Here is a 16,160-nt window from a genome sequence, read left to right as displayed (position 1 = left end):
GGGCAGTCTCCGATAAAAAGGGCGCGATTCCGATCGCGCCCTCAGCGCGCACCGTGAGGTGCAAAGCTCAGGAACACGCACGGACCTTCCGCGTTTAACAAATCCGGTCTTCCTCCTCTGGTTAGATGGTACGATCGGGGAGGCCTAGCCATGGAACGGTTCCATATCCTGCTCGTCGATGATGATCCTCTGGTGCGCCACGTCGTCGCCGATGAAATTGCCGAGGCAGGGCATTTCGTTTCGACCGCCGCCGATGGGGCCGCCGCTCTGGCACTGCTTGCCGAGACGGAAGTCATCGACCTTGTTCTCGTCGATTATGCGATGCCGGGGATGATGGGACCCGATCTCATCAGGGAAATCGCAAACCGTTTTCCGGCGCTCAAAGTGGCTTTGTTTACCGGATATGCTGAGATTCTCGAACCTTCCCACTTTGAAGGTCGCCCCTGTCCGGTAATCGCCAAGGGGATGCGGATGGAGGAATTGCTCAAGGCGATCGAGGTGGCGGCGCGCGGCGAGGTGATCGAGATTCCGCAAGAGGCCACGGCAACCCGCGTGGAAAAGCTCATGGAGCAGCTTGCCATACGTCCGACTGTCGCGGGTATCCAGCGCCAACTCTACACGCTTTATGAGCGCACCTTGCAGGATTCCTTGCCGCAGCCGTTGAGCCGATTGCTGGACAAGCTCGGCGATGCAACGGATACAGATTCTTCGAGCAAATCCACCTGAAACCGGCCCAAAGAATCCGTTTGAAGAGTGATAGTGCCGCTTGGCGCGGATCTGGCTTGCTTGATAATTGACGTCATTTCCCCTTCGGACTATCTATTTGCCATGGCACTTCGTTCGATCATCACCATTCCGGATCCCCTCCTGCGGCGTGTTTGCGACCCGGTTTCCGAGGTCGATTCCGAGATTCGCCGCCTGATGGATGACATGTTGGAAACCATGTATGACGCTCCTGGCATCGGCCTTGCCGCCAGCCAGATCGCCATCATGAAGCGTGTCATCGTCATGGATGTCGCCAAACGCCGTAAGGGCGAGGATGGCGCGGAAGAGGATGTCGCGCCGCAACCTCTGGCGCTTGCCAATCCGGAAGTCCTCTGGGCATCGGACGAATTGTCCAGCTATGAGGAAGGCTGCCTGTCGATTCCCGATTTCTACGAGGAAGTGGTGCGTCCCGCCCGGGTGCGCGTCGGCTATCTCGACCGCAAGGGCGAGCGGCAGATCCTTGAAGCCGATGGCATTCTCGCGACCTGCGTGCAGCATGAGATCGATCATCTGAACGGTGTCCTCTTCATCGATCATATTTCTCGTCTGAAGCGCGAGCGCATCGTCAAGAAATTCACCAAGGCGGTGAAGCGCGACGGACCTTCTCCGGATAAGGCTAAGGCCAAAGCGCCGAGCATCGCATAAAGGCGCTGTGCTGCGGGTTTGGTGCCCATATGCGCCTACGTGTGGCGCGGAGCCGGCCCAGCCGCCAGCGGAGTCTTGCATCCGTCCCGGGATATCGCCCCGTTGGGATAAAGGTGTTTCTTGCGTATCGTCTTCATGGGAACACCGGATTTCTCGGTGCCGGTTCTCGAGGCCCTGATCGGCGCGGGCCATGAGATCGCTGCCGTCTATACAAGGGCGCCGCGCCCTGCCGGGCGGCGCGGGCTCGATATGACGCCATCCCCAGTGCATCAGAAGGCTCTGGAACACCATCTGCCCGTAGAGACGCCCAAAAGCCTGCGCGGGGAAGAGGCTTTGACGACTTTGGCCTCCTATGCGCCGGAGGTGCTTGTCGTCGTCGCCTATGGTCTCATCCTGCCCAAAGGTATTCTGGATTTGCCCCGTTACGGCGCGCTCAATCTGCATGCCTCACTGCTGCCGCGCTGGCGCGGCGCTGCTCCAATACAGCGCGCGATCATGGCCGGAGATACAGAGAGCGGCGTCATGCTGATGCGCATGGAAGAAGGGCTCGATACCGGCCCCGTGGGGCTGACGGCGAAAGTCGCGATCGATGCCGCGATGAGCGGTGGTGCTTTGCATGATCTGCTGTCGCAAAGGGCGGCGGGGCTGATCGTCGAAGGTTTGGACAAACTCGAAAAGGGCACGCTCACCTTCACGCCGCAAAGCGAACTCGCTGCGCAGGGCGACGAAGCCGTGACCTATGCAAAGAAAATCGAAAAAGCCGAGGCACGGATCGATTGGCAACGGCCCATGCGGGATATTTACAATCTGATCCGGGCGCTCTCGCCCTTTCCGGGCGCCTTTTTCGAGGTGGATCTCGGCAAAGGGCTGGAGCGCATCAAGATTCTCGCGGCCGAGGCTGATGAGGCTCTCAGCGGTCAGCCCGGGCTCATCATGGATGAGAATCTGTCGATTGCGGCGCTTGGCGGTGGCGCGATCCGGCCCGTGCAAATTCAGCGATCCGGCAAGGCACCGATGAGCGTCGAGGCTTTTTTGCGTGGTGTGAAACTCCCCAAAGGCACTTTGCTGCCCTCACCGGAAGCCGATGCCGCGCTATAAATTAAGCATCGAATATGATGGTGCGCCCTTTGTTGGCTGGCAGCGGCAAAAGAACGGGCTCTCCGTGCAGGAGGTCATCGAGACCGCTCTTGCCGCGATCAATGGCGAGCCCGTCACGATACGCGGCGCAGGGCGTACTGACGCGGGCGTCCATGCGAGCGGGCAGGTGGCCCATGCCGATCTCAGACGGGAATGGCGGCCCGACGTGCTACGCGATGCCCTGAACGCGCATATGCGTCCGGCTCTCGTCGCGGTGGTCGCCACAGAGCCAGTGGCGGAGACTTTCGACGCGCGTTTCTCAGCTATTCGCCGGCATTATCTCTATCGCATCGTCAATCGGCGGGCGCCTCTGACCTTTGAAGCGGGTCATGCCTGGCTGGTGAAACGGCGGCTCGATGTGGCGGCTATGCATGAAGCGGCGCAGGTCCTGATCGGACGCCATGATTTTTCGACCTTTCGCGCGGCCGAATGCCAGGCGGCGAGCCCGATCCGCACCCTGGAGAAGTTCGGTGTCGATGCGCGGGGCGACCTCATCGAGATCCGGGCAAGCGCCCGCTCGTTCCTGCACCATCAGGTGCGCTCCATGGTGGGGTCCTTGGAAATGGTCGGTTCCGGCAAATGGAGTGCTGCCGATCTGCGTGCGGCGCTTGAGGCCTGCGACCGGCGCCGGTGTGGTATGGTTGCCCCCGCGGCCGGCCTGTACCTGACCGGGGTCGATTATCCAGCCGAGGCAATGCCAGCGATTGAGGCCGGAGCTTGAGCGGAAAAGATCAGCCCTTTTTCGGCGTATAGCCGAGTTGCAGGGATTCTTTCGCGCCCTGCGTCAGCACATTCTGGATCGAGCCCGAAAGGGTTGCGAGAATCCAGGGCAATTGCACCTCGACCCGTACCGTTTCCTGCAGCACAAAGACTTGCGCCGTCGCGGTCTGGCCGAAGGCGACGACGCGCAGATCGGCCCGGTCCTCGGTCCAGACCGCTTCCGAATAGGCGATCTTGTCTACATAAGCGTTGCGCAAAAGGTCGATACGCTCGGCGATGCGCCGTTTGGCCTCGTCGGGGCCAAGCGTGTGCGGCAGGGTCACGATGATCGATTTCGCCATGGGTGGCTTGCCCCTCTTCATAGACGGATCGATGTCGGCACCGATCTCCTCATAGATAGGGCTTTCGAAGACGCCTTAAAGAGAGAGCCCGTCGGGCGCGGACTCTGCGTTAGAAGGAGATGCAGGTGTTGCCATCCGCGCGCAAAACTGATTGCTGGTGGAATTGCCGCTTATAGGCACTGCGAATGGCCTCGATCTTTTCGTCGGATTGGGCGTCGGGGATGTAAAAGATCAAGACCATGCGGGAGGATTCCAAGATCCTGTGTCCGTGCGCATCGTGCCATTGGCCCTGGCCTTCGAACAGGCTCAGCCCATCGGGAAAACGCGGCGTCACCTCGCGGGCGAGGAAACGGGAGAAGGCGGCGCTGCTGATGGGGTGGCCTCTGTCATCGCCTCCGAAGATGAGTTCGAGCCGGGCGAATGTCCGGCATTCTTCCGCAGAAGCTGCCGGTTGCGCCGTGGCAAGAAGAGCAGCCACAATCAGCAAAGTGTGAGAGATGGCTGCAAGCAGGCGACAGGCGTGCAAGGATGTCGTCACCGATCGTGAGACGAAGGTATCATGCCAGGATTGCAATGAGAATCATGACGAGGCCGGCAATACCGACACCCCAGACAAGGGTCCGTGCGACAGGAATGCCGAAGATATAAAGCGGCACATAGACCACGCGGCTCCAGAAATAGAGCAAGGCGCCCCAGTGGGTGAGGGTGCTGTCGCGGCTTGCCACATGGGCGATCAGCACGGCGGCCGCGAAAAGCGGCAGGGTTTCGAACAGATTGGCCTGTGCCCGCGCGAGCCGTCCGGCGATGGCCCCGGCAGGTGGTCCCGCCACGTCGCGAGGGCTCATATTATAGGTAAGCCCTGTTTCGCGGGTGCGGGCGAAGGCATGGGCGAGAATCTGGAAAAGGGCGAGGACGAGTGTCCAGCCGAGATAGGTCAGTTCGCTGGTCATGAGCGAGCTCCGTGGGGCGCCTGTGATCGGCGCGCGCCATTGTGCTCACGCCTTCGCTTTTTGCCAAGCGCGTTATACGCGCAAAACGATTAAGCGCCTTATACGCGCAATAATCATGGTGCGCGCAAGGGAATATGGGCGGTCTGCCCCTCAGCCAGCGCGCAGAATGGTCTCGATGGCGCAGTCAGGGGCTTCCATCAAGGCGGCATCAAGGTCGGCCTGTGTTGTGAAACGTCCTTCGAGAAGCCGGCCAAGGATGCGCACTCTGATTTCTTCCGCGGCAAAAGGCCAGGGACTGAGTGCCAACACACCTTTATCACCATTCACAGGGTACAGATGTAACGCCGTCCGTTTTCCGGGCGCGACGGGGATATCGGGGTAAGTCTTTTCCGTCGTGATGCCGAAACAAATATCCAGGGAGAGACGGTCGAACAGAGCGATCAGCCGCCTGTTGTCGTCGAGCAGGGTTTCACTGACATAGGGCGCATAGGCCGGATTGGTGCGCAGGCTTTCCAGCCATTCCGCGCGCTGGGATTTCAGAGCGGCAAGGAAGCTCTGGACTTTCGCGGCATGGTCGGGTGTCGCCTTGGCCGGATCGAACGCAAAACCAAAGATCGTCACCGCATGCAGCGAGACGAGGACACCAACAAAACGGCCGAAATTCCGCGCGCGGTTCACCCCCTCGCGCCAGAGGTCCGTATGGATAGCGCCCGCCATTTCGAAAAATTGCAGCGGCAGACCGGTTGCGGCATTGAGAACGGGCGCACGCTCCCATTCATGCCAGCCGATATCGTGCTGTTCTGTGGCGAGGCAGAATTCGTCGAATGGCTTGGGCCGCACAAAAAGCGCATTGCCCCAGTGCCGCGCGAGTTGGCCCGAGAGCCAGGCGTGGCTCGGCTGCGAAATGGCGATGGTTTTGAGAGCCTCAACCCCATCCACTTCCTTGATTTCCCCCTGGGCCTCCCGCCGAAGCAACATGGCGCATTTCCTTGGTGCAATCCCTTCGGATTAACGCTCCAGATCAGCGATCTGTTGCGTCAAACCAAAGGTCATGAATCCAAGAGACGCGTGAGAGCGAAGACACATGTCTGCCACGATCACCTGTGTCCGTGATCACTCCACTTTTTCGCCGGGGTAGACACCCCACAACAAGGTTTGCGGGAAATAGCCGTCATAGCCCTTGCCGGTAAGGCGGCACCATTTGCCATCACAGCGGCGCACATTGGCGACGACATTGGCCTGCAGCCTGGCCCTTATGTCGGCATCATCGCTCGGCTTGTCATAGAGCGGGAAATCCTCGCCTTTCTTCCATGGCGCGACCAAAGCGGTGCGGCGTCCCGAAAGCAGCGAATGCAACACCCAGCCCTCGGATCCTTCGGAATCGCGGATCCTGCGCCAGGTCTCGAATTCGGCGGTGATTTCGACCGGCAGTCCGGCGCGCTGGAAGACCCAGGTCGTGCGATGGTCTTTTGCGGGGCCTTCCCGCAGATTCACGCGATCGGACTTGAGGCTGACGTAACGCGGCAAGGGCAGGCCGGTGGCGGAGCCGGTCTGCTGGGCGTGGGCGGGAGCGGCGGCCGCGAAACAGAAGCCGAGGGCGAGAAGCGCCGAGAAGAATCGGTTTCGGAAATTCGGTCGATCGGCGGGCTGGGAAGGCGCAACAGCAAGGTGATGTCGGCGGAAAAACGATCCGGTCCGCAAGGCATACGACATTGCTCTTCTCTTCCCTTTCGGTCTGGCCACCGCTTCGCTCCGGAAAGTGGAGGCTACTTTCCAGCAAACGAATTGGTTCATAAAACTCATGCGCCTCACCCGCCGGGCAGGTGCGTCGGGTGAGGATCAAGAGAGACATCCCGTGAGCGGAATGTCGGGCAGCACCTCGACACCATGCCCGATTTGGCGGCGATCGAATTGCAGGATGCCCGCCCGGCATCGTTCTTGTCTTTGACCCGCCATCTGCTACGAAGTTCAGAGGCTGTATTGGGAAGGGTGCACCGGAAACTATCCCAATCGCCGAAGGCCATTCCATGCCGATGACCGACGGTCTATGCGGCACTGAAGGTTAAGGTGGCGTGAAGAGCAGCCGCCCGGCGTGGCGGCTGCTGTCTCGAAGACTGTCACGAAGAGCATCTGGACCGCGCAGCCGGATTGATGGTCGAATGGGCGTTTGGACGGCCGGAAACGATACGGGAACATTCTAATGGTGCGGAAAAGGCCTCTCGTCGTTCTGACGCGCAAATTGCCCGACGTCATCGAGACGAGAATGTGCGAATTGTTCAATACGCAGCTCAATATCGATGATGTGCCAATGGATCGGGAGGCGCTTTCCAGGGCACTCGCCACCGCCGAGGTTCTGGTGCCGACGGTGACGGACCGTATCGATGCCGAGCTCATCGCCGCCGCCGGGCCGCAATTGCGGCTCATCGCCAATTTCGGCAATGGTGTCGACAATATCGATGTGGATTCCGCGCTGAAGCGTGGCCTGACGGTGACCAATACGCCGGGCGTCCTGACCGAGGATACGGCGGATATGACGATGGCGCTCATCCTGGCGGTCGCCCGCCGGCTCGTCGAGGGCGCCCGGATCATTCCGGAAAGCGAATGGAACGGCTGGGCGCCGACCTGGATGCTGGGGCGGCGGATCACCGGCAAGCGGCTCGGTATAATCGGCATGGGCCGTATCGGCCAGGCGCTCGCCCGCAGGGCTAAGGCCTTCGGCCTGCAGATCCATTACCATAATCGCCACAAGGTCGCGCCGCAGATCGAGGAGGCTTTGGAAGCCACTTATTGGGAATCGCTCGACCAGATGCTGGCGCGCATGGATATCGTTTCGATCAATTGTCCGCACACGCCGGCGACCTATCATCTTCTCTCGGCGCGCCGCCTGAGCCACCTTCAGCCTCATGCGATTCTCGTGAATACCGCACGTGGCGAGCTGATTGATGAAGCGGCGCTGACGCGGATGCTGGAAGCCGGACAGGTCGCCGGCGCCGGGCTCGACGTCTTCGAGCATGAGCCCGCCGTCTCGTCGAAACTGATCCGTCTCGCCAAGGCGGGCAAGGTCACCTTGTTGCCGCATATGGGGTCGGCGACGACCGAAGGCCGCATCGACATGGGCGAGAAGGTGCTGATCAATATCAAGACCTTCATGGATGGTCACCGGCCGCCGGACCGCGTGCTGCCGGGAATGCTGTAACGCCCGGCCGCAAAGGAGGGAAGCGCCCAGGCCGGGCCGCCGCCGCGAGACTGTGCGCCTTCGACCTCCCGTATGCCCTTGTCTTGGTTAACCTTGTTGGTCACGGCTTTTTCTGCCGGGCTCTTGAACCTGCGGCGACACATGCCATATGTGGTCGACAGCGATGCCGGAAGGGTCGCTGAACGAAGGCCGGAAGGCTTCGCGCGGGATGTTTTCTGCAAATGTCACGTCTACCAACCCTCAATTCCCCGTTTCTCCTCGGCTTCGACGAGATCGAACGGGCTCTCGATCGCGCGACGCGCATGACGTCCGACGGCTATCCGCCTTATAATATCGAGCGGATCGCGCGGGACGGCGCACAGACCGATATGCTGCGCATCACTCTGGCCGTCGCAGGCTTCACGCGGGATCAGTTGGAAATCACCATCGAGGATGGACAATTGGTGATCCGCGGCCGTCAGCAGGACGATAAGACGAGGCTTTATCTGCATCGCGGCATTGCCGCCCGGCAGTTTCAGCGTGTCTTCCTTCTGGCCGATGGCATGCAGGTGGCGGGTGCCGATCTCACCAATGGGCTCTTGTCCATTGATCTGGTGAGGCCGGATCCAAACCGGGTGGTGCAGAAGATCGAGATCGTCGACCGCAATTGAACCAAAAAGGGGTGCGGTCGGTTGAAACCTCGAAAGGGTGCAACCGAACCGATACGTCTGGCGGATTGGGAAACCTTTCCGGCGATCCTGCGGGAGAATGAGGGCGTTCGCAGACTTCAAATCAGGCCCTTCGGAATGCAAGATGTCAATTTGCAAGAAAGGCGCTTTACATGCTGGATGAAAACAATACACACACCGCTCCGTTGCTCACGGATGAGCAGCTTGCGAGTCTCGGCGGCGGCAGGGTCGCCTATCTGAAATCCTTGCGTTCGGAGGAAGTGAGCCGTCTGTTTCCCGACGCGCCGGAACTCATGCCTGGCCTCAATCTGTTCGCCTTGCTGGCGGCTGATGGTAAGCCGATCATCCTGACGGATTCCCGGGATGCCGCTTTGGCCAATGCCATGGAAAATCACCTGCAGATGGTAAGCGTCCATTGATTTGCGGCTCTGTACACTCCATCAGTCCCACGGAATTTTAAACGGCGTTGCGCTCCGCGCGACGCCGTTTTGGTGTTTGTTTGCCCGGCGGATCGCTATTACGATGCCGCACTCATAATTTCAGGGCTATCCTGCCAAGGATCGCTCTCGGCGCGCCCGGATAATAATAGGCGCTGGTGCCCTGAGCCTGCTGATAATAGGACGTGTTGACGAAGCCGATGTAGCTCTTGTCGAAGAGATTGGTTACCGTCAGGCTGGCATTGAACAGGCCGATCGGCGTCTGGTAATCATAGGCGATATTGAGATCGACGGTCGCATAGCCAGGTAGATATTGTGTCCGCGTTGTGTCGCCCCAGCGGTCGCTGATGTAATTGACGATTGGCGTGATGGTGAGCTGGCCGCCGCCAAGCCAGGCGTCGCGTGTATGCCAGTTGAGACCGGCGGCGAATGTCCAGTTGGGTACGTCGGGAAATTGCGTGCCCTTTACCTCCGCAGCCGCGATGGTTGCGGCAGAGGATCCGGGCAGCGTCGGCAGATCGGCATCAAAGACATTGCGCGTGTAGCCGAGCGAGGCGAAGAGGTCCAGCTCTTCCTTCGGGAACCAATGCGCCATTAGCTGGCCGCCGATCGCATGGGTTTCTCCGACATTCTGGCTGTAGTTTATGCCGATGCCATTGTCATAGGAAACATTCTTGTTGCGGCTGCGCGCGTAATAGAAGCGCGGTTCGAGCATGGCCATTCCGAGCACCGGATCCTGATGGGTCCAGCGGAAGCCTGCATCGATATTGATCGAGGTCTCAGGTTTGATCGAACTCCATAATTGATCGGCGCTGATGCCTCTGGCGGCGAAAGCAGCGGCATTCTGCTGATAAACCGGGAAGGCGTCGAAGGATGGGCCGCCGTAATTGGAACCCGCACTGACGATGGCCTGCAAATCCGGCGTCAGATCATAGCTTGCGGCGAGATAGGGCAGGAAGGCAGAGAATGTATGAGGGCTGACGCTGCGCATGCCATTGATGCCGGGTGAGGCCGAAAGCGCGGCGTCATAGGAGAGATTATTCGTGCCGGTATTGTTGAAGACATTGATGCCGGCGATCTGCTGCCACATGAAGCGCGAGCCCGCCTGCAGATGCAGGGCGCCGAGTTTCTTGTCCATCATCGCATAGGCGCTGTTGGTTTCCATCCGGCTCGTCGGCTGCGCGAGGATCGACCACATACCGTTGGTCAATCCGCCGGAGGAGGTCGGGGTCCACATCTGCCACGATGTCGGCGGCCCGGGCGGTAGCTGCGATGTCCACCAATAACCGAATTTCACGTCGGTCTCGGCAAGCCGCGTCGAGATCTCGCTGGTTACGCCATACCAGTCGTGATTCATCTGCCAGTTGCGCACCATGCCGTTGGTGGCCATGCCATCAAGGGCGAAGCCTCTTTCGCTGAAATAAAACGGCTTGACGGTGAGCTTTGTATTGCCGTCGAAATGATAGGTCATTTCCGACAGGATGACCCAATCGTCATAGGACTGGCGGTTGTTGTTGATATAGGTATAGCCGGCACCGGGGCTCGCCGAATAATCAAAATAGCGATAGGCGCCGAGGTTCTGTGTCTGCGAATAAGTCAGCGGCCGCAATGTATTCTGGCGCATATGCGCATAGCTGAAGTAAAGCTTGGCGTCGAATTGATCGGTGATCTGCGTCGTGAGGCCGAATGTGGCGGTCGCATTATTGTCTGCGCCCTTGCCCGGGCCGCGCCAATTGTCCGCATCCGTCCAGGAACCGGAGACGAAGAAACGGGTCGTATTGTTGAACATGGCACCGGAATCGACACGCGAGAAAGTGCGGAAGAGATTGAACGAGCCGAGTGCCTGTGTGAATTCGAGGCCCGGTTTGTCCTCGCCCCAGCGCAGGCGCGTATTGATAACGCCCGCCGTGGTGAAATAGCCCGCTTTATCCGGTGCGATCGGGCCCTGATAGACTTCGATGCCTTCGATATTCTCGTTGGAGAACAGCCATTGATAGCCGGGGCCCGGATTGATCCCCGTCAGCGGGATACCGTCGACAGTGCCGATGCTGTTGCCGTGCTGGCTCGCCTCGCCGCGAATCCTGATGCCTTTGTTGCCGCCGGGAACCGAGGCAAGGCCATAGGGGTCGATCGCTGGGGCATAGACGGACGGCAGAATGGAGATGGCGCGATAGGGATTGCCGCTGCCGCCCGGGCTCAGAATATTGATGGCCTTGTTGCTGACCTGATAGGCGGTTTCCGGCGTATCCGGAATGCTGCCGGCCAGCACCGGCTTTTTCGACAGTGCCTCGATATGGACGACGGGAAGCTCGAGTGTTTCTCTGCTTGTGACGGCTTGGCTGCTTGTGGTTTGACTGCTCGCGGCCTGGTTTTTGGCAGCCTGCGCATGCGCATCAAAGGCGAGAAACGGCAGGAACAAGCCCGACAGCCGGGAACAGGTGCTTCGGAAACGGCGTACTTTCAAGGTCGTGTATCCCTTACGGATCCTTAACTATATCCTTAAGGGAATAATATCTGGCCGCCCTCCGTCAAGTGGAATAGTCACGTTCCAGCCAATGAATTTCAACAAGGCAGAGTTTCGTCAATTATCCATAGATATACTAAAGATAATCATTATCCGCGTCTTCTTCCTCGTCATCGACATCAACGCCCTGCGGGCCGGCGATTTCGGCTTTGAACTTGTCTTCAAGATCGAGACAACGGTCATAATAGGCTTCGTCTTCGTCCTCTGTCACCGTTTTCAGCGTTTGCGGTGCTGCGACGATTTGCGCGGCATAGGCATCGCAGGCGACATTGCTGGTCAGCGTCGAGGCATCGTCGATGATTGCCATGCTCCAGGTCTTGGTGCCGAGATTGAGCAGGCTCAAGACGGCGCTTTCGCCATCGCTCATCAGTTCGGCGTGATAGCCATGGGTTGCTGCGAGGTCCTTGCCCGTGGCGCCCTTGTAAATCTGCGTCATATGGATCCGCCTCCCGTTGCCGGCTCTACGATGGAGCGTTTCGGATCCATCCGGAAACGCTCCATTCAAAAATACTATTGACGATCGCTCGATGAACCGGACACGTGAGCGATGCGCCCTGTCTTTGTCAATGCGCCAAGCCGAAAAGTGGTCACCGCGCGTTATTTTTGGCGCATGATTTTTGGGGTGTAGTCGGGCGCGCGGCGTGTGGATCAAATGGCGAAATCCGGTCCGACCGTTGGATAGGATGTGACCTGTTTCGTTTCGGCGAGACGGCAGAAATCGTCGACCGTCATTTGCTCCAGCTGTTTGAGGAAAACCTGACCGGCTTCCTCCACCAAGGGGCCGAGGACATCATCGATCAGCTCGCAGGAATCGCCGTTTTCCATATCCTGTTCGTTCTGGACCGCGTGCAAAATATCGACAGCACTGATGCGGCGCCGCTCCCGCGCGAGTTCATAGCCGCCGCGCGGGCCACGCACGCTTTTGAGAATATTGGCCCGAACCAGCGCCTGGAGCAGTGTTTCGAGATGGCGTGGCGGCAATTGCAAACGGCTCGCGAGCGCCTTGGCAGCGACGGGGAGCGGGCGGGCGTGCAGGGCAATGTCGGTCACGGCGGCAAGCGCCAGGAGATTGCGGCGCGACAGGAGAATCATCGGCGAGGGACACGTGTTGGCGCGTTGAACCCTGTCGAACCGAAGCCGTTTTCGCCGCGCTCCGTCTCGCTCAATGTCGAGACTTCGATCAGATCGGCCTGAACGCAGGGGGCTATGACGAGTTGGGCGATGCGCGTGCCGCGCACGATCTCGAAAGGCTCGTCGCCCATATTGATCAGAATCACCGAGATCTCGCCGCGATAATCGGAATCGACCGTGCCAGGCGTATTCAGCACCGTGACGCCATGTTTGCGGGCGAGGCCGGAGCGTGGCCGCACCTGGGCTTCGTAATGCGGCGGAATTTCAAGGCAGAATCCGGTCGGCACGAGATGGCGTCCGCCGGGTTCCAGTACGAGGATGACGCCTTCGGGGAGCGCTGCGGCGAGATCGAGCCCTGCCGCGCCGGCGCTTTGATAGGCGGGCAGATCAAGTCCCTGCGCATGTGGCAGGCGTTTGACGAGGACGGAGGGCCTCTGGCCTGGCGTTGGCTGATGCGACGTTGGAATATAAGTCATCTGGCAGATTCCGCGAGCAGGCTGGCGCAGGCGGCGATCAGGCGCTCGGCCACGGCTTTCTTGGAGAGGGGTGGCCATGGCTCGGCGCCCGCGCGCGTCAAGACCGTGACCTGATTGGAGTCTCCGCCCATGACGTCCGAACCGCGCCCGACATGATTGGCGACGAGCATATCGCATTTCTTGCGCTCGAGTTTGGCTTGAGCGTGCGCGAGCAGATTCTGCGTCTCGGCGGCAAAACCGACGACGAGCCTCGGCCGTCCCGGACCCGGCCGACCGATGGTTGCAAGAATGTCCGGGTTTTCGACCAGGCTCAAAAGCGGCGGGACATTGCCAGTCTTCTTGATCTTTTCTTCCGCACTATCGGTGGGACGCCAATCGGCCACGGCGGCGGCGGCGATGAACAGGGAGGCCGGCAGGCAATCCTCGACGGCCGTGAGCATTTCCCGCGCGGTCTCGACATGCCGCGTGGTGACGCCCGCAGGATCGGGCAGGGAGACCGGACCGCTCACCAGCATGACCTCGGCACCGGCGGCCGCTGCCGCGGCGGCAATGGCATGGCCCTGCTTGCCGGAGGACCGATTGGCGATATAGCGCACCGGATCGATAGGCTCATGGGTCGGTCCGGAGGTGATGATGACGCGATGGCCTGAAAGGTTCGGTTCCGTGAGATTATGCGCGATGTGACTCGTGGCGGCGAGTTTTGTCTCGATGGCGGCGAGAATGGCTGGCGGCTCGCTCATCCGGCCCGGGCCATATTCGCCGCAGGCCATGTCGCCGTTCTCGGGGCCGACGATCGCGATGCCGTCGGCACGCAACGTCTCCATATTGCGCTGCGTCGCCGGATGCATCCACATGCGCACGTTCATGGCCGGGACGACGAGCACCGGCTTATCCGTCGCAAGCAGCAGCGTGGTGGCGAGGTCATCGGCAAGGCCCTGCGCCATACGGGCGAGGAGATCGGCGGTCGCGGGTGCGACAACGACGAGATCGGCATCGCGCGACAGCGCGATATGGCTCATCCGCGCTTCCTCATCGGGCGAGAACAGGGTCTCCGGCACGGCGGTTCCGGCGAGGCTGGCGAAGGAAAGCGGTGTGACGAAATGTTTCGCCGCCTCGGTCATGACGACCCGCACGGTATGATCGTTGCGCCGCAGGAGGCGCACGAGTTCCAGCGCTTTATAGACCGCGATTCCACCGCCGACGATGAGTAGAATGCGTTTGCCGCCGGCTTTTTCCATGGTCTTTCCTCATTGCCGGATAAGCGGGCCGCCGCAGGGTGTCGATCACCCTGCGTGTCTCATCGAGATCAAGGTGAGTCTCGATACGCCAGCGTAGCGGGATTGAACGCGGATGGCTGCGTGGACGATATAGGCTCACTCACCAGAGATAATCCACGGAATATTTTGTGAAAAGAGGCAGCCCCCAAGTAGCTTCCGATTAAAGCTGGTAGAGGCGCCATAAGATCAAAAGGGTCGCGATGGCGATCACCCACAGCGCGGTATGGCCTGATCGTCCGGCGCGCGCCGTTGCCTTGGTGACTTGCCGCCACGATGGGTCCGAGAGGCTGAGACCGCTCGCAGTGATGGTCTCAAGACCTGTGAGCAGATTTTCCGTCCGTTCCAGAAACGCGGGCAATTCCGCGGCGAAACGGCCGATCTGTCCGAGCGCGCGGCCGGCGTCCTGGACCTTGCCGACGGGGCCGAGATTATCCTCGATCCAGCGCCGCACCACGGGTTCGGAGGTCGACCACATATCGAGCTTAGGATCGAGCTTGCGCGCCACGCCCTCGACGACCACCATGGTCTTTTGCAGCATCACGAGCTCGGTCCGGGTCTTCATCTCGAACAGGCCGGTCACTTCGAAAAGCAGGGTGAGCAGCTTGGCCATGGAAATCTGGTCGGCGGTGCGGGAATGGATCGGCTCGCCGATGGCGCGGATGGCCTGCGCGAAATCCTCGATCCGGTAGGTGCGCGGCACATAGCCGGCCTCGAAATGCACTTCGGCGACGCGGCGATAGTCGCGGATGATGAAACCATACAGGATTTCCGCCAGAAACCGCCGCTCCTTGAGATTGAGCCGTCCCATAATGCCGAAATCGACGGCGACCAGCCGCTGCTGCGGGTCGATGAACAGATTGCCCTGATGCATGTCGGCGTGGAACAGGCCATCGCGCATGGCATGGCGCAGGAACGACTGGATAACGATGCGGCCGAGATCAGGCAGGTCGTAGCCGCGTGCCTTGAGGCTCGCGATATCGGACAGCGGAATGCCATTGATCCATTCGAGGGTGAGGACATCCTTTGCGGTGCGGTCCCAATCGACCGATGGAACGCGGAAATCCTCGTCCTTGGCGGTGTTTTCTCCGAATTCCGAGGCGGCTGCCGCCTCGAGCCGGAAATCCATCTCCATTTTCACCGCGCGGGCCATGGTCTCGACGACTTCGACGAGTTTCAGGCGCTGCATGTCCGGTATCAGGCGCTCGGCGAGTCTTGCGATGGTGAGCATATCGCCGAGATCGCGGCGGAAACGCCGTTCGATCCCCGGCCGCATGATTTTCACCGCGACCTCGCGGGTGCCCACGGCATCCTTAACCAAGGCGCGATGGACCTGGGCGATGGAGGCGGCGGCGAGCGGTTCGCTGAGTTCGACGAAAATTTTATCGACCGGCCGGCCGAAGGCGGTCTCGATGATCCCCACTGCCGTCTCGCGCGGGAAGGCCGCCATGCGGTCCTGCAGATGTTCGAGTTCCTGCACGACGACTGGGCCGACGACGTCCGGACGTGTGGCGAGGAACTGGCCGAGCTTCACATAGGATGGCCCGAGGCGGCTGAAGGCATTGGAGAGATTGCCGCCGGGCTTGGCTGTTTTGCCTGTGTCGCGGCGGGCGATCAGCTTGGCGAGCGCGAGCGGCAGCCGCGCGGGCGGCGGCAATATCACCGGATCGACCGCGCTGAACACGCCTTCGCGCGCCAGCACGAAGCCCGCGCGGGCAAGACGCAAGAAGGACCCGGGCGAAAAGCTCAACCGTCGCTCCTGAGATTACGAGACGGGACAGGGTTTGCGCTAGAGCGTTTCGGATATATCCAGAAACGCTCCACTCAGAAAATTAGAGTATTTTCAGGTAGATGGAACCACTAAGCGATCTAATGTGAAGACAAAATGCTCTGGGT

18 protein-coding genes are annotated in these 16,160 nt (G+C 60.3%); 7 read left to right on the top strand and 11 right to left on the bottom strand.

Annotation, left to right across the window (positions count from 1 at the left end):
• Positions 1-150 precede the first annotated feature (150 nt).
• From DL88_RS00745 to truA, 4 genes are all read left to right on the top strand, one after another.
• A complete protein-coding gene (locus tag DL88_RS00745) occupies positions 151-726 on the top strand; it encodes a response regulator (RefSeq protein WP_034990699.1) in 576 nt (191 codons plus the stop codon).
• Between the two features lie 102 nt (positions 727-828).
• Entirely contained in the window at positions 829-1,410 is a 582-nt protein-coding gene (gene def / locus DL88_RS00740) for a peptide deformylase (RefSeq protein WP_034991166.1), read from the top strand.
• 120 nt (positions 1,411-1,530) lie between these two features.
• On the top strand, positions 1,531-2,508 hold the full coding sequence (fmt, locus tag DL88_RS00735; protein WP_051955427.1) for a methionyl-tRNA formyltransferase: 978 nt from the start codon (positions 1,531-1,533) through the stop codon (positions 2,506-2,508).
• Positions 2,495-3,268: a tRNA pseudouridine(38-40) synthase TruA gene (truA, locus tag DL88_RS00730; protein WP_034990697.1), complete on the top strand. Its 774-nt coding sequence runs from the start codon at positions 2,495-2,497 to the stop codon at positions 3,266-3,268. The genes fmt and truA overlap by 14 nt, the downstream gene beginning before the upstream one ends.
• Before the next feature lie 10 nt (positions 3,269-3,278).
• Here the strand turns inward: truA and DL88_RS00725 are convergent, their stop codons facing one another.
• The 5 genes from DL88_RS00725 to DL88_RS00705 form a co-directional block, all read right to left on the bottom strand.
• Positions 3,279-3,608, bottom strand: a complete 330-nt coding sequence (locus tag DL88_RS00725) for a polyhydroxyalkanoic acid system family protein (RefSeq protein ID WP_034990695.1) — start codon at positions 3,606-3,608, stop codon at positions 3,279-3,281.
• 109 nt (positions 3,609-3,717) lie between these two features.
• Positions 3,718-4,146 (bottom strand): DUF3574 domain-containing protein, encoded by a 429-nt coding sequence (locus DL88_RS00720; protein WP_245270564.1) that lies wholly within the window; start codon positions 4,144-4,146, stop codon positions 3,718-3,720.
• Positions 4,147-4,165: 19 nt separating this feature from the next.
• Positions 4,166-4,558, bottom strand: coding sequence for an MAPEG family protein (locus DL88_RS00715; RefSeq protein WP_034990693.1), 393 nt, complete (start codon positions 4,556-4,558; stop codon positions 4,166-4,168).
• Positions 4,559-4,708: 150 nt separating this feature from the next.
• Complete coding sequence (locus DL88_RS00710) at positions 4,709-5,536, bottom strand: DUF3891 family protein (RefSeq protein ID WP_051955426.1); 828 nt, start codon at positions 5,534-5,536, stop codon at positions 4,709-4,711.
• Positions 5,537-5,671: 135 nt separating this feature from the next.
• Positions 5,672-6,271 carry an SH3 domain-containing protein gene (locus tag DL88_RS00705; protein ID WP_084704727.1) on the bottom strand — a complete coding sequence of 200 codons (600 nt, stop codon included), beginning with the start codon at positions 6,269-6,271 and terminating at the stop codon, positions 5,672-5,674.
• A gap of 487 nt (positions 6,272-6,758) precedes the next feature.
• Here DL88_RS00705 and DL88_RS00700 point away from each other — a divergent pair, with 487 nt between their 5' ends.
• From DL88_RS00700 to DL88_RS00685, 3 genes are all read left to right on the top strand, one after another.
• Positions 6,759-7,754, top strand: a complete 996-nt coding sequence (locus DL88_RS00700; protein WP_034990692.1) for a 2-hydroxyacid dehydrogenase — start codon at positions 6,759-6,761, stop codon at positions 7,752-7,754.
• Positions 7,755-7,975: 221 nt separating this feature from the next.
• Positions 7,976-8,404: an Hsp20 family protein gene (locus DL88_RS00690; RefSeq protein ID WP_034990688.1), complete on the top strand. Its 429-nt coding sequence runs from the start codon at positions 7,976-7,978 to the stop codon at positions 8,402-8,404.
• A gap of 170 nt (positions 8,405-8,574) precedes the next feature.
• Positions 8,575-8,841: a BQ00720 family protein gene (locus DL88_RS00685; protein ID WP_034990686.1), complete on the top strand. Its 267-nt coding sequence runs from the start codon at positions 8,575-8,577 to the stop codon at positions 8,839-8,841.
• A 112-nt stretch (positions 8,842-8,953) separates the two neighbouring features.
• On the opposite strand, the gene DL88_RS00680 is transcribed toward DL88_RS00685, so the two are convergent.
• The 6 genes from DL88_RS00680 to ubiB all read right to left on the bottom strand — a co-directional run bounded on the left by DL88_RS00680 (position 8,954) and on the right by ubiB (position 16,014).
• Entirely contained in the window at positions 8,954-11,323 is a 2,370-nt protein-coding gene (locus tag DL88_RS00680; RefSeq protein WP_084704724.1) for a TonB-dependent receptor, read from the bottom strand.
• A 136-nt stretch (positions 11,324-11,459) separates the two neighbouring features.
• Positions 11,460-11,819: a hypothetical protein gene (locus DL88_RS00675; RefSeq protein WP_034990685.1), complete on the bottom strand. Its 360-nt coding sequence runs from the start codon at positions 11,817-11,819 to the stop codon at positions 11,460-11,462.
• A 212-nt stretch (positions 11,820-12,031) separates the two neighbouring features.
• A complete protein-coding gene (locus DL88_RS00670; RefSeq protein WP_034990683.1) occupies positions 12,032-12,475 on the bottom strand; it encodes an RrF2 family transcriptional regulator in 444 nt (147 codons plus the stop codon).
• The gene (gene dut / locus DL88_RS00665) at positions 12,472-12,990 is read right to left on the bottom strand and encodes a dUTP diphosphatase (RefSeq protein ID WP_051955424.1); all 519 of its coding nucleotides are present in this window, start codon (positions 12,988-12,990) and stop codon (positions 12,472-12,474) included. Before dut ends, DL88_RS00670 begins: the two co-directional genes overlap by 4 nt.
• A complete protein-coding gene (gene coaBC / locus DL88_RS00660; RefSeq protein ID WP_034990681.1) occupies positions 12,987-14,228 on the bottom strand; it encodes a bifunctional phosphopantothenoylcysteine decarboxylase/phosphopantothenate--cysteine ligase CoaBC in 1,242 nt (413 codons plus the stop codon). Before coaBC ends, dut begins: the two co-directional genes overlap by 4 nt.
• Before the next feature lie 199 nt (positions 14,229-14,427).
• Positions 14,428-16,014 (bottom strand): 2-polyprenylphenol 6-hydroxylase, encoded by a 1,587-nt coding sequence (gene ubiB, locus DL88_RS00655; RefSeq protein WP_051955423.1) that lies wholly within the window; start codon positions 16,012-16,014, stop codon positions 14,428-14,430.
• Positions 16,015-16,160 lie beyond the last annotated feature (146 nt).

It is taken from the genome of Beijerinckia mobilis, from assembly GCF_000745425.1.
GTDB lineage: Bacteria > Pseudomonadota > Alphaproteobacteria > Rhizobiales > Beijerinckiaceae > Beijerinckia > Beijerinckia mobilis.
The sequence above is the reverse complement of the archived record's forward strand: the minus strand, read 5'-3'. Positions and strand labels throughout refer to the sequence as shown.

Excerpts from the sequence above, each read along its gene's own strand:
- DL88_RS00675 (WP_034990685.1), bottom strand. The coding sequence starts at position 11,819 with ATGACGCAGATTTACAAGGGCGCCACGGGCAAGGACCTCGCAGCAACC.
- def (WP_034991166.1), top strand. The coding sequence starts at position 829 with ATGGCACTTCGTTCGATCATCACCATTCCGGATCCCCTCCTGCGGCGT.
- truA (WP_034990697.1), top strand. The coding sequence starts at position 2,495 with ATGCCGCGCTATAAATTAAGCATCGAATATGATGGTGCGCCCTTTGTT.
- DL88_RS00710 (WP_051955426.1), bottom strand. The coding sequence starts at position 5,536 with ATGTTGCTTCGGCGGGAGGCCCAGGGGGAAATCAAGGAAGTGGATGGG.
- DL88_RS00725 (WP_034990695.1), bottom strand. The coding sequence starts at position 3,608 with ATGGCGAAATCGATCATCGTGACCCTGCCGCACACGCTTGGCCCCGAC.
- DL88_RS00670 (WP_034990683.1), bottom strand. The coding sequence starts at position 12,475 with ATGATTCTCCTGTCGCGCCGCAATCTCCTGGCGCTTGCCGCCGTGACC.
- DL88_RS00685 (WP_034990686.1), top strand. The coding sequence starts at position 8,575 with ATGCTGGATGAAAACAATACACACACCGCTCCGTTGCTCACGGATGAG.
- DL88_RS00745 (WP_034990699.1), top strand. The coding sequence starts at position 151 with ATGGAACGGTTCCATATCCTGCTCGTCGATGATGATCCTCTGGTGCGC.
- dut (WP_051955424.1), bottom strand. The coding sequence starts at position 12,990 with ATGACTTATATTCCAACGTCGCATCAGCCAACGCCAGGCCAGAGGCCC.
- DL88_RS00700 (WP_034990692.1), top strand. The coding sequence starts at position 6,759 with ATGGTGCGGAAAAGGCCTCTCGTCGTTCTGACGCGCAAATTGCCCGAC.
- DL88_RS00715 (WP_034990693.1), bottom strand. The coding sequence starts at position 4,558 with ATGACCAGCGAACTGACCTATCTCGGCTGGACACTCGTCCTCGCCCTT.
- DL88_RS00690 (WP_034990688.1), top strand. The coding sequence starts at position 7,976 with ATGTCACGTCTACCAACCCTCAATTCCCCGTTTCTCCTCGGCTTCGAC.
- coaBC (WP_034990681.1), bottom strand. The coding sequence starts at position 14,228 with ATGGAAAAAGCCGGCGGCAAACGCATTCTACTCATCGTCGGCGGTGGA.
- DL88_RS00705 (WP_084704727.1), bottom strand. The coding sequence starts at position 6,271 with ATGTCGTATGCCTTGCGGACCGGATCGTTTTTCCGCCGACATCACCTT.